The organism is Herpetosiphon sp. NSE202 (genome assembly GCF_042688385.1).
GTDB lineage: Bacteria > Chloroflexota > Chloroflexia > Chloroflexales > Herpetosiphonaceae > Herpetosiphon.
This window is the reverse complement of record NZ_JBHUPY010000001.1, coordinates 939,874-952,109: the sequence shown is the minus strand read 5'-3', so window position 1 is coordinate 952,109 and position 12,236 is coordinate 939,874. Positions and strand designations below refer to the sequence as shown.

Below are 12,236 nucleotides of genomic sequence, written 5' to 3'. Positions count from 1 at the left end.
CATGAGCCAACCGCAAGTTGCTGCACGAATTTTGGTTGTCGAGGATGAAAAAGAAATTGCTGGCTATTTGCGGCGAGGTTTGGCCTTCGAAGGGTTTACAGTCGAGGTAGCACACGATGGGCCAACCGGCATTGCCGCCGCCCGCGAACGCCCCGCCGATCTGGTGATTCTCGATATTATGTTGCCAGGCATGGATGGTTTTGAAGTTTGTCGGCGCTTGCGTGCTGGCAGCGATGTTCCGATCATTATGCTAACCGCCAAAGAAACCGTACCCGACCGTGTGATGGGTTTGGAAAGCGGAGCAGATGATTATTTGATCAAGCCCTTTGCCTTTGAAGAATTGCTTGCCCGCATTCGGGCTTTGCTACGTCGCCATGTTGCGCGGACCGAAGGCCCAGTGGTGCTGCAAGTCAATGGCTTAGAGATGAACACCGCTTCGCGCGAGGTTACAATTGCTGGGCGGGCGGTGCAACTCACCGCCAAAGAATACGAATTGCTCGAATTATTTATGCGCCACCCTGGCCAAGTGCTAACCCGCGATGTGATTTACGATCGGGTTTGGGGCTATGATTTTGGCGGCGAATCGAATATTATTGAGGTCTATGTGCGCTATTTGCGCCAAAAACTCGAAGAATCGGGCGAAGGCCGCATGCTGCACACCGTGCGCGGTGCTGGCTATATCTTACGTGAACAACCCTACGGTGAACGATGACACTACGCTATCGGCTAACCTTCATTTCGGTTGCTTTTATGACCCTTGGATTGTTAATCTTGGGGTTGACGCTCTATTCTGCTGAGCGGGCGATTTTGCTCAATGGCGTGCGCGATGATTTGGTGCGGGCAACCAACCAAATTCAAAGCCAATATGCCCAGGCCAAAAAGCCGCTTGAGCGCTATTTCAGCGGCACGAGCATCTCGTTGTTGCCTGTGCCCAACGAAGATTTTGAAGGTTCGCCGATTTCAGTCGCGGTCTTTTATCCCAATGGCGTGCGCTTGGCGGCAACGCCCGCGTTTATGGGCGAAGGCCCCAGCCTTGATAGCACAGAATTGGCTTCGGCGCTCGAAAAAAATTCAGTCATGAGTACGAAGCCATCAGCCTATGGCCGCACCATGCAAGTCGTTTCGCCATTAACCTTCGACCATACGGTGGTCGGCGTGTTGGTTGCTAGCCAATCGTTGCGCACGGTTGATCGCGCCTTGGATACCTTGTCGTTGGTGTTTTTGATTGCTGGTTTGCTCACGATTGTGCTGATGTACCTTGGGATTAGCCAAATTACCAAGCGTGGCTTACGCCCAATTGATATGATTGCCAATACTGCCGAGCAAATTGTGCGTGCCGAAGATTTGAGCCGTCGGATCGCGGTGGCCAATCCCCACGATGAGCTTGGTCGGCTGGCCACTATCACCAACGATTTGCTAGCACGCATGGAAGGTTTGTTCAATACCCAAAAACGGCTCACCGCCGACGTTTCGCACGAATTGCGCACCCCACTCGCCGCCATGCGGGGCAACCTCGAAGTGTTGCGCCGCGGCGCAATGCACAACCCCGAATTGCTCAGCGAATCGCTTAGTGACTTAGAACGCGAAGTTGTGCGCTTGAATCGCTTAGTCAACGACCTGTTATTTTTGGCTCAAACCGAGGCCGGCGTACAAATGCGCAGCGAGCCGGTCGAGCTTGATACCTTGATTTTGGAAGTATTTCGCGAATTGCGCCCGCTGGCCGAGCATGTCAAGCTGCAAATTGGCAGCGAAGATCAAGCAACGGTTATTGGCGATCGTGATCGGCTCAAGCAAGCAATGCTCAATCTGGCCTACAACGCAATTCAACATACGCCCGACGATGGAACGGTAACCCTCAGTTTGGAACGGGTTGGGCGTGAAGTGGCCTTGCGAGTGCAAGATACTGGCGAGGGTATTCCAGCTGATGTGTTGCCAAATATCTTCCAGCGTTTCTATCGCGCTGACAAATCGCGGGTGCGCAAAGGCGGCGGCGCTGGGATTGGCCTAGCAATCGTCAAATGGATTACCGATGCCCATCGGGGCACAATCGAAGTCCGATCAAACGTTGGCGAAGGCAGTATTTTCACCTTGTGGCTGCCCTTAGCGCCAGCCACCGATCGGCTGATTACCAGCCAACTACGCGATTCGCCATCGCAGCCATTGCCAATTGTCAGGCCGTAGCGATATTTTAACCACGAAGAGCACGAAGGACACGAAGTTATTAACCTTAGTGGTTCTTCGTGTCCTTCGTGGTTTAATTAATTGTTCTATACGATCCTACTCGGTTGGTAATTCAAGTTTTTTGAACAGCACGCTTGGCGCTGCTAGCTCGCGGCCTGCTGGCAAATCGCTCCATTCCCAGCGTCCAACCCATGTGCTTGGTTCACAGGTCAGCACTGTGTGGCTATGTTGGCTTTCTTGGCGTTCCTCAAACAGCAATGGCCCTGCCAAATAACCTTCGTTGCCCAAGAGTTCATGCAATTTTTGGCTGGTGAACGGCAAAAATGGCGTGAACAACGTGCGCAAATTATTGATTGCTTGCAAGGCAACATACAAAATCGTGCCGCCGCGCTCGCGATCAGTTTTGAGCACTTTCCATGGTTCTTGGCTGGCCAAATATTCGTTGACCGAACGGGCCGCTGCCATCGTTGCAATTAAGGCTGCTTTGAAATGAGCCAATTCCAATTCCTTGCCAACGGTTTCAAAAGCACCGCGCACAGTTGCCAAAGCGGCTTCATCTTCGGCGGTCAAGGTTTGTGGCGTTGGCACGTGGCCAAAATTCTTGTGGGTAATTGAAAGCACCCGATTGACTAAATTGCCCCACGTTGCGACCAATTCTTCGTTGTTGCGGCGAATAAATTCGCTCAGCGACCACTCGGTATCTGAGGTTTCGGGGCCAGCAATCACCAAGAAATAGCGCAACGGATCGGGATCATACTGGGCCAAAAATTCGCCGACAAACGGAATGCTGTTGCCCTCAGCACGTGATGATGAGATTTTCTCGCCGCCGGCCAAGGTCAAAAATTCGCTGCTGACCACTTCGTAGGGCAATTCAAGCTCACCATGGCCAATCAGCATTGCTGGCCAAATGACGCTATGAAACACGATGTTGTCTTTGCCCATAAAGTAGTAATGACGAGCCGCTGGGTTCAGCCACCACTCGCGCCAAGCCTCAGGCCGCCCAACCTTGGTTGCCCATTCAACCGCTGCCGAAAGATAGCCAATCACCGCATCAAACCAAACATAAATCCGCTTGCCATCGAATTCGTCGCCCTCGACCGGAATTGGCACGCCCCAGGTTAAGTCGCGGGTAATTGCGCGGGCTGGCACTTCTTCGAGCAAGCCCAACGAAAAGCGTTTTACATTTGGTCGCCAATGTTCTTGGCTTGAAATCCATTCACGCAAGCGCTCAACAAAGGCTGGCAGATCCAAGAAAAAGTGTTTGGTTGGCTTAAACACTGGGGTTGCACCGCTCAAGGTCGAGCGTGGCTCAATCAAATCGACTGGATCAAGCTGCTTGCCACAGTTATCGCATTGATCGCCGCGCGCCTTGCTGTAGCCACAATGTGGGCATGTGCCTTCGACGTAGCGGTCGGGCAAAAAGCGCTTGTCGGCTTCGCTATAGGTGCCAATCATTTCTTTGGCAAAAATATAGCCATTTTCTTGCAAGCGGGTGAAAAACGCTTGGGTTATTTGGTAATGATTTTCGGTCGATGTGCGGGTAAATAAATCATACGACAAGCCCAAATCGCGCAGGTTGTTGCGAATTTCAGCATTGTAGAAATCGGTTACTTCGCGTGGCGTTTTGCCCTCGCGATCAGCGCGCACGGTGATTGGCGTGCCATGATCGTCGGTACCGCTGACCATCAAGACATTATTGCCGACCAAGCGTTGATAGCGGGCAAAAACATCGCTCGGCACGCCAAAGCCTGCAACATGGCCAAGGTGACGTGCGCCTGAGGCATACGGCCAGGCTACCGCCACTAAAATATTTTTTGACATACACACATCCTTAAAAACAACAATTGAGGGCAACAAAAAACCGAGCGCAAGTCGCCCGGTTGCGTGAATCAACGAGGTGGGCGCATCTTCTAGTTGGCGGGGAGGCCCGTCATGAAGCCGCCAGCAGTAAGGCGAATCCCAGCCCATAGCCAAAAATCGGCTGCTGCTTGCGCCGCTTCTGGGGAAGTTTTGGCTGTGCATTGCAATGGTTGCATTGGGTTACCTCGCCTACGTGGCCCCATTGTACCACACTGGCTGATTGGGCGTATAGGCCTAGGGGAGTAGAGCTATGAAGGATGAAATACCAAATCAAAAGTCAGAAGACAGAAATCAAAAATCAGAAAAGAACATAGAACATAGAACATAGGTGCTGGGGTTCAGGAGCTAGGTTTTTAACGCAGAGGCGCAGAGCAAAGTATGGCTATTGGAATAATAATCTGTGGCTAAAAATACTCATTCGTGCAATGCGTGGCAAAAAAATTAATCTTCGTGCGCTTCGTGAATAAACAATACGTTGCAGGTTTCTAAATTGGCATAAAAAGGACGTAGCGTTGATGCTACGTCCTTGGTGTTTGGTGAGCCGGGTGGGACTCGAACCCACAACCAGCTGATTAAGAGTCAGATGCTCGACCATTGAGCTACCGGCCCAAACAGCGTCTACAAGTATACCGAGCTTGGGCTTTTTTGTCAAATTGTAATGAAGGGTTCAGGTGCCAGTTTATGAAATCAGCCAAGCTTGCACAGGCCAGAAACCGCCAAGAGCACGAAGCATGCAACGCTGTTTTTAGGCATAGGTTTACGGAATTTACGCTGACCCCTGACAACTGGCCCCTCGTATCCTGTGCGCCGCTGCGTTAATCAACTGCTATTAACAAGCGCTCACTGCTCACATCTCAAATCAAAACCCCCGATCGATGTACATTCGATCGGGGGTTTGAGGCAGATTTGGGTTCTAGCGATCAGGAATCACATCAAGGAACAAGGTTGAGTAGGCGCGACCTAACTCAATTGGGCCATCGAGTGCGCCTTGGGTTTGCAACATCTGATGGGTAAACGACCACAGGTCAGGCCGCATATCGCCAACTTTGGTATTCGCAGGCTTGACCAATTTGGTTAGTTCGTTCAAACGCCGCAGTTGGGCATCACGGTTGAGCTTCGAATCGTAGCTGACCACATAATCAACCGCCTGATTGGGATTGGCAATAACATCATTCCAGCCTTTAAACGTCGCCTTAAGAAAGCGCGTAACCAGATCGGGATTTTCGGTTGCCATTTTCTCAGTCGTAATCAACACCAATTCGTAGCTATTGATCCCATAATCGCTGAACAACATGATTGAAGGTGGCGAGCCACGTTCGCTCAATTCAATTGCTTCGTTGATGTTCCAAGCAACCAAGGCATCAATCTCGCCTTTGATCAGTTGATCAATCCCCGAGTCGAAGCGCGGCAAGGGCTTAGCACTCGCCAAATCAATACCTTGAGCGGTGAGCAAGGTGTTGTAGAGTTGGGTTGCGCCGCCTTCCGAAACCAAGACTTTTTTGCCGACCAAATCTTGTGGGGTGCGAATATTGGCGGCTGGCAACGAAAGAATCGCCAGTGGGCTATTTTGAGTTAGCACACCAATCCCGACGACTGGCTTGCCATTGGCGCGGGCTTGAATCACGCTATCGGCGCTGGCCACCCCAAAATCAGCAGCCCCGCTACTGACGCGTTCGGTGCCATCGATATAGCCTTTATCATCAAAACCACCAGCAATCAACTCGACATTCAAATTTTGCTCGCTGAAGCGCCCATTTTTTTCAGCTGCAAAAAAGCCTGCCGACGAATAATCGTAGACCCAGTTGAGCTGAAGCTTAACCGAATCTTTTGGGGCTGGGGTAGGGGTTGCTTGGCCGGTGCTACAAGCAGCGAGAAGCAGTAGTAAGACGACATTGAAATAGCTTAATCGACGCAACCTAGCTCCTCGATGGGGTAAACGCTTAACCATGGGCAACCTCCATGAACAAAAGAAAGAATGGCGAGTACGATAGACCAAATGGGCTGATATGCCATTATCAACACGCCGAAACCCCTTGTCAAGGTCTATAAGTCCTAGGCATGTTCTAGGCGTATATCCCCAATCGGCGAGCAATTTCGTAAGTTCCACAAAAAAAGTGTCAGATTTCGCTGCTATACGGCCCTCTCTATGTGGCAAATTAATCTATATAGCTAGTTTAGAGTGTATACAAATAGAAAGGATTTTTATGACTTCCGCTCAAACAATTTTGGTTACTGGGAGCAGCAGTGGGCTAGGTCGGGCAATTGTTGAAACCTTGGCCCAGCATGGGCATACGGTTTTTGCCTCGATGCGGGGAATCAATGCAAAAAATGCTCAAGCAGCGCAAGAATTACGTGATTTTGCCAGCCAACGCGGCTTAACCATCGAGCCAATCGAGCTTGATGTGACCAATCAAGCCTCAGTCGATCAAGCGCTGGCCACAATTCAGACCAAAGCTGGTCGCCTCGATTGTTTGATCAACAATGCAGGCGCTGGTTTAGCAGGTTTGGCTGAGGCCTGTACTATTGAGCAAGTGCAGCAATTATTTGAGATTAATGTGTTTGGGGCGTTTCGGGTAACCCAAGCTGTGTTGCCGTTGATGCGCCAACAACAAGCTGGCCTCTTAATTACAATCTCTAGTACCAGTACCCAAATCGTTGTGCCCTTGTTGGCAGCCTATGGGGCAAGCAAAGCCGCTGAAGAAAATCTGGCCCACGGCATGGCCTACGAACTGACCGCGCTTGGCATCGATAGCGTGATTTTACAATTAGGTGGGTATTCGACCAATTTTGGGGCAAATATCATGACCGCCGCCAATCAAAACTTGAATGCAGCATACGGCGTGGCTGGTCAATATGCCCAAGCGATCAGCACTGGCATTGTAACGGGGCTTGAACATGCCGATAATCCAGTTGATGTTGGCAATAAAATTCACGAAATTTTGGGCTTGCCCAGCGAGCTGCGCCCACGCAAATATAGCATGGGCACAGGCTCACAAGGCCTCAACGAGCTGAATCAACAGCTTGAGCCACTCCAAGCAGGGTTAATTAGTGTGATGAATATGGAGCCAATGCTCTTGCGCAGCCAGGCGGTTGCTAGTTAATTAAGCTTCTGCATGCTCAATCTCAGCGAGATGCAATTCGATCCGGCGGTCTGGCAACAACCAGATCGCCGCCACCACCACATATAAAAAGCCAGCAATAGCTGGATGAATAAATGCGCCCCCGATTGCCAAAATATACAGAACTGGCGAAATTTTGCCTTTAAGATCGCGTCCAATCAGCTTGGCAAGCGCTGAGTTGGAGCCTTGGCTGCGAATAATCGTGCGCTGCAAAACCCAATAGGCAATCGCAGCTCCTAACATCACAACTCCATAGGCCGCCGTTGGAATTGCGGCAAAGTGGTTTTCGCCCATCCAGCCAGTGGTGAATGGAATCAGCGAGAGCCAAAACAACAAGTGTAAATTGGCCCATAACATTCCGCCAGTCGTGCGTGTGGTCACGTGCAACATATGGTGATGGTTATTCCAATAAATTCCGATGTAGACGAAACTCAAGATGTACGATAGCAAAACCGGTACTAAAGGCTTAATATCAGCCCACGTGTCCCCATGCGGAATCTTCAACTCCAACACCATAATCGTCAAAATAATTGCGAGCACGCCGTCACTGAACGCTTCTAAGCGCTGGGTCTTCATACACACTCCTGATCTGGTTGGAACCGAGCCTATTTGACAATTTTTGGCATATTGTGTCAAGCCCCAATTCGCTATGCTCGCAATTAATCGATTGCTAGTGGTTTTTAGGAGGATTGACGATGATTGCACGATGGCTATTAATTGGAGCATGGATCGGCGGATTAATGTTCGTGCCACTTACACCAAGCGCTGCAAGCCCAAACGATTTAACAATTGCGCCAAGTGGCTCGATCAGTTGTGCCACCCCAAATAGCGAACGAATCGATTGTTTTGTGCTTGGCGACGATCAGCAAGTTTGGCAGCGTTCGTGGCAAAGTAGTGCAGGCTGGGGCAATTGGCAAGGCTTAGGATTAAGCCAATTCAGCCTCGACCCAAGTGGCGGCGTAAGTGCGATTGCCCGTACTAGCACAACCCTCAATATTTTTGTCAGTGGCAGGCAAGGTGAATTTATTAATCTGTATCAACGCACATGGAATGGCACCAGTTGGAGTAGTTGGACGAGCCTTGGCGGGCCTGGCACAGCCGATATTTACGAAACAAGCTGTACTTCGGCATCAGCAACCACTATGCAGTGCTTTGCCCGCACGAGTGATAACCATTTATGGCAAAGAATTTGGAATGGGACTAGTTGGGCAGGCTGGAACGATCTTGGAGCTTTTATCAGTGGCGGTCCGTTCAAAGGCTTGGCTGCGGCCAATTATGGCGCAGATAATGTTGTGGTTTATGCAATCGGCAGTAATGGCCATGCCTATCGCAGCTTCTATGAAGGCGGAACGTGGTTCGATTGGGTTGATGATGGCAATCCAAGCCCGAGTTTGTTGAATCAGACAAGCTGTCATCGCCAAGCAACCAATGCCTTAAGCTGTGCATTTAGCGATAGCGCTGGCGCGGTTTGGGTTCGCACATGGGGTAGTGGCGGATGGAGTAGTTTTAGTATGTTGGCAGAATTGCCTTCAGCCGCCACTGGGGTTGCGATTGCCCATTATCTTGATACTGGAACCATGGTGATTGCCAATGCAAGCAATGGCAAACTCTATCGAACGTTTCGCAATAATGCGACAAGTGCGTGGACAAGTTGGATCGACGATGGTCGCCCGCAAGATCTTCAAATCTTTATCCCCATCGCTCAAAAACCCAATTAAGCCTTAAGCAAGGCAAAATGACGCATATCGGCCACTTGTTGCTTGTTGCGTTTGAACAATTCTTGATTGTAGCCCACAATCAAAGCCAAAGCGCTAGCTTCGTATTCGCTGTAGTCTGTATCAAAATACATGGCAGCAGCCTGCATGAGGCTAGTGCGATCGGTGTATTGATGGCCAATCAATTGACGCTTGGCGGTTGCCAGCGAAATTTCGGTTACTGGCAAGCCTGTGCCATAAATGACCCCAATGAGCGCCCCGACAATCCGTTGGCAGGCAATCAAATCAGCAGGATGGGTTTTGGGCACTGGGGCGTTAATCACACATTCAACCAATTTCGGGTAATCCCGCAACCATTGTTGGCATGATTGAACTGCGAGGATAATTCGTTGCTTGGGAGTACAACGACGGGCATCAAGGTCAAAATGGGCATGTTCAACAACACGGGCTGTTGCGCGATCGAAGACAACCATCCCCAAATTGGCGGCTGAAATATCAAGTGCAAGAATCATCGTGGTGCTCCTTTAGGTAGTACAACGGTTCAGGAGGTCGCGTGAATGCTATGACCATGCGGGAATGAACATAGCTCTGGCTTAATAGTCTCAGTGCCAACCATACGCCAAAGGGTTAATCCTTGGATGCTAACCTTTTGGGGGGATATTTAGTCGATCACATCCCGTAGTACTAGTCTTGGTTGGGTTCCCGATATGTGCTAGTGTATTGGCTCAGCCTTACCAAAAGGATTACTACCAATCGATAAAATCAGGCAATTTTTCTCATCAGTTGCGGTTTGATCGATCACACAAGGGGTTTAGAGAGGCTCACCCGCAGTAACAGCAATTAAACGCCTAAAACCACAAACGGCTCGCAAAATGGAGCCGCTTGTGGGAGAGAAGAGAGAGGAGAAGGTTTGACATGACTATAGCAAAATCAGCGCTATTTGTCAAGTGTTGAATCTAAATGAATTCAGTTTATATTTCAGGCTGAAGCTGCGCCATACATTCAGCCAATGCTTCTGGCGAGCGAATCCAGACTACGCTTTTGCTGGCTTGATAGTGCTCAACCAAGCTGACCAATTTAGGGCGCACGTTTTCATGCACCCACCAGATCGTCTCGAACATGCGCTTGGTTATATCACGCAAATCGCAATCAGGCGGCCCACCAAGCCGCGGCGTGCCTTGTGCGGCAGCAATCTGGCGCTCGCAGGCCCACCAAAAATGCACCCAAATCGGATGATCAACAAAAATAATGCTATCGGCGAGCTGCGCCCCTGCTTCGATCTAGTCCCATGGCCCAAAGCCATCAATCAGCCAACGCTCGCTCTGTTGAATTTGTTCAAGTATTTGGCGTAATTCAGCTTCGGGAGTGGCAACCCAGCCTGGCTGAAATTGCAGCGCATCGATCTCATACAGCGGCAGATCATACAACGCCGCCAGTTGATAAGCAAGCGTGGTTTTGTCGCCGCCATTGCCAATAAGCATTACTTTTTGCATCATATTGTCCCTACAAATTGCACGCTAGCCCAAGGTTGTATGGTATTATCGAATGCCACATCCTACTAAAACACTACGCTCATTGCCACCAGCGATCATGTGGGTTAGGAGCACACTACTATGTCCTTCGGAAGTGTTTTTATCGCCATGGAAGAATCCATGAGCCATCAACTAGTTGATCGGGCATTAGTGGAAATTCCAGGCTATCGCAAAATTCCGCTGACGAAACAGCAATTAACCCAACGGGTGCTGATTACTGTCCACGCCTTCGGCTTAGATTTGGACGAACCAGAGCCACATTTTTACCGCACCCACCTCGAAGAAGGTGCCTATCAACGCGCCATGCAAGGCTTGCCAATCGACGATTTTGAGCAACTAGTTTTGCTGTGGCATCAACGTGGCGTTGAGATGTTGATGGAGAAATTCGATCAGCCAAGCGCTAAGATTGCCCTGTTGCGCCAAGCGCTGAAGGTCATTCAATCGGGGCTGGCTGGTTTATATCGCGGCTACGATCGAGCACGAATTGGCCAGCTTGACCGCCAACAAGCAATTTTGAGCGAACTGGCCTTGCCAATTATTCCTGTCTACAAACACATTTTAGCAGTTCCGCTGATTGGGGTCATTGATAGCAGCCGTGCCCAGCAGATGATCGAGCGCCTGCTTGAAGAGATTACCAATCTCAAGGCCCAAATGGTTATTCTCGATCTGACTGGCGTGCCATTGATTGATACTGGCGTGGCACATCATCTGCTTAAAACAGTTAATGCAGCCCGCTTGCTTGGTGCGCAAGTGATTATTGTGGGGATTCGCAGCGAAATTGCCCAAACCATGGTGCATTTGGGCATCGATTTGAGCGAAATTATTACCCGCGCTAATCTTCAAGCAGGCCTAGAATATGCGCTGGCTTGCAGTGGCTTTGCAATTCGGTCTTTATAGCCAATCATTTAGGAAACCCAACTATGGCCGACCACATGCCTGATCCCGATCAAAATGCAGCATTAACTGCCTTAGCCGAGCGTGAACGCGAATTAATTAAGCATTTTATCGAACACCCAACCATTAGCAAAAACATCAATCATCAATTTGAAGCAACTCAAAGCTTTGGCGATCGGGTTGCCGATAAGGTAGCGGCATTTGGCGGCTCATGGCCTTTTTTAATTGGATTCTCGGCAGCCTTATTGGCTTGGATGCTGCTCAACGGGCTTTTTCTGGCTAAGCCGTTTGATCCCTATCCGTTTATTTTGCTTAATTTGGTGTTATCAAGCGTCGCGGCGCTGCAAGCCCCAATTATTATGATGTCGCAAAGCCGCCAAGCTGCCAAAGATCGGCTTGATGCAACCCATGATTACGAAATTAACCTCAAGGCCGAATTGGAAATTCAACGCCTGCATAATAAAATCGATGATTTACGCGATGCGCAATGGCGCGAACTCGTGCAATTGCAACAGGAACAAATTCAGTTGCTCAACCAAATTTTGCGCAAGCGCACTGAATAAGCGGGCTACTCGTTAACTTTCCGGTTATGTTGGCTTGCCATACTGCTACTATCAAGCCTAAAAGGCCACAGTTGAACCCTAGGAGCAAGCAGATGGACACAACACTCAGAAAATCGCAACGCCAAGGTAATCTTTTGTTGGTTGGTCTGTGTATGCTTTTATTATTAATTGGCCTGCACTTAGGCCATCAATTGGCCTATGCAGCTCCCAACCATTTCAATCAAGCCTATTCAGCAGTACAATGTCATTATTTATGCAAAATAATCACGAGTGAGTAAATATTAATTATTATTGAATATTAATAGATCTATTTTAAAATACATTTCCCTGGCTGTAGCCACGTTGCATAGCAAAATAATCAAATTAATCGTT

General features: G+C 49.5%; 14 protein-coding genes and 1 tRNA gene. 7 read left to right on the top strand and 8 right to left on the bottom strand.

All coding sequences use genetic code 11. The features are described 5' to 3' along the window. Nucleotide 1: 1 nt before the first annotated feature. Nucleotides 2-712, top strand: coding sequence for a response regulator transcription factor (locus tag ACFMKP_RS04090; RefSeq protein WP_382289308.1), 711 nt, complete (start codon nucleotides 2-4; stop codon nucleotides 710-712). Continuing rightward, complete coding sequence (locus tag ACFMKP_RS04085; RefSeq protein WP_382289306.1) at nucleotides 709-2,181, top strand: sensor histidine kinase; 1,473 nt, start codon at nucleotides 709-711, stop codon at nucleotides 2,179-2,181. Before ACFMKP_RS04090 ends, ACFMKP_RS04085 begins: the two co-directional genes overlap by 4 nt. A 96-nt stretch (nucleotides 2,182-2,277) precedes the next feature. Here the strand turns inward: ACFMKP_RS04085 and metG are convergent, their stop codons facing one another. The 4 genes from metG to ACFMKP_RS04065 form a co-directional block, all read right to left on the bottom strand. Then, nucleotides 2,278-4,002: a methionine--tRNA ligase gene (gene metG, locus ACFMKP_RS04080; protein WP_382289304.1), complete on the bottom strand. Its 1,725-nt coding sequence runs from the start codon at nucleotides 4,000-4,002 to the stop codon at nucleotides 2,278-2,280. Between the two features lie 89 nt (nucleotides 4,003-4,091). Continuing rightward, a complete protein-coding gene (locus ACFMKP_RS04075; RefSeq protein WP_382289302.1) occupies nucleotides 4,092-4,217 on the bottom strand; it encodes a hypothetical protein in 126 nt (41 codons plus the stop codon). A gap of 358 nt (nucleotides 4,218-4,575) precedes the next feature. Beyond that, nucleotides 4,576-4,650 (bottom strand) — tRNA-Lys (locus ACFMKP_RS04070). Nucleotides 4,651-4,954: 304 nt separating this feature from the next. Further along, nucleotides 4,955-5,956: an ABC transporter substrate-binding protein gene (locus ACFMKP_RS04065; protein WP_382289300.1), complete on the bottom strand. Its 1,002-nt coding sequence runs from the start codon at nucleotides 5,954-5,956 to the stop codon at nucleotides 4,955-4,957. 289 nt (nucleotides 5,957-6,245) lie between these two features. Here ACFMKP_RS04065 and ACFMKP_RS04060 point away from each other — a divergent pair, with 289 nt between their 5' ends. Next, complete coding sequence (locus ACFMKP_RS04060; RefSeq protein WP_382289299.1) at nucleotides 6,246-7,142, top strand: SDR family NAD(P)-dependent oxidoreductase; 897 nt, start codon at nucleotides 6,246-6,248, stop codon at nucleotides 7,140-7,142. On the opposite strand, the gene ACFMKP_RS04055 is transcribed toward ACFMKP_RS04060, so the two are convergent. After that, complete coding sequence (locus ACFMKP_RS04055) at nucleotides 7,143-7,736, bottom strand: TMEM175 family protein (RefSeq protein ID WP_382289297.1); 594 nt, start codon at nucleotides 7,734-7,736, stop codon at nucleotides 7,143-7,145. A gap of 119 nt (nucleotides 7,737-7,855) precedes the next feature. Between ACFMKP_RS04055 and ACFMKP_RS04050 the strand changes: the two genes are divergently transcribed. Beyond that, nucleotides 7,856-8,878, top strand: a complete 1,023-nt coding sequence (locus ACFMKP_RS04050) for a hypothetical protein (RefSeq protein WP_382289295.1) — start codon at nucleotides 7,856-7,858, stop codon at nucleotides 8,876-8,878. Here the strand turns inward: ACFMKP_RS04050 and ACFMKP_RS04045 are convergent. From ACFMKP_RS04045 to ACFMKP_RS04035, 3 genes are all read right to left on the bottom strand, one after another. Next, complete coding sequence (locus ACFMKP_RS04045; RefSeq protein ID WP_382289293.1) at nucleotides 8,875-9,387, bottom strand: hypothetical protein; 513 nt, start codon at nucleotides 9,385-9,387, stop codon at nucleotides 8,875-8,877. The genes ACFMKP_RS04050 and ACFMKP_RS04045 overlap by 4 nt on opposite strands. A 459-nt stretch (nucleotides 9,388-9,846) precedes the next feature. Continuing rightward, nucleotides 9,847-10,098 (bottom strand): hypothetical protein, encoded by a 252-nt coding sequence (locus tag ACFMKP_RS04040; RefSeq protein ID WP_382289291.1) that lies wholly within the window; start codon nucleotides 10,096-10,098, stop codon nucleotides 9,847-9,849. 57 nt (nucleotides 10,099-10,155) lie between these two features. After that, a complete protein-coding gene (locus tag ACFMKP_RS04035; protein ID WP_382289289.1) occupies nucleotides 10,156-10,371 on the bottom strand; it encodes an AAA family ATPase in 216 nt (71 codons plus the stop codon). A gap of 117 nt (nucleotides 10,372-10,488) precedes the next feature. On the opposite strand from ACFMKP_RS04035, the gene ACFMKP_RS04030 reads away from it, so the two are divergent. The 3 genes from ACFMKP_RS04030 (at nucleotide 10,489) to ACFMKP_RS04020 (ending at nucleotide 12,142) form a co-directional block, all read left to right on the top strand. After that, nucleotides 10,489-11,304 (top strand): STAS domain-containing protein, encoded by an 816-nt coding sequence (locus ACFMKP_RS04030; protein ID WP_382289287.1) that lies wholly within the window; start codon nucleotides 10,489-10,491, stop codon nucleotides 11,302-11,304. Nucleotides 11,305-11,327: 23 nt separating this feature from the next. Continuing rightward, complete coding sequence (locus tag ACFMKP_RS04025; protein ID WP_382289285.1) at nucleotides 11,328-11,864, top strand: DUF1003 domain-containing protein; 537 nt, start codon at nucleotides 11,328-11,330, stop codon at nucleotides 11,862-11,864. Nucleotides 11,865-11,956: 92 nt separating this feature from the next. Then, complete coding sequence (locus tag ACFMKP_RS04020; protein ID WP_382289283.1) at nucleotides 11,957-12,142, top strand: hypothetical protein; 186 nt, start codon at nucleotides 11,957-11,959, stop codon at nucleotides 12,140-12,142. Nucleotides 12,143-12,236: the final 94 nt, after the last annotated feature.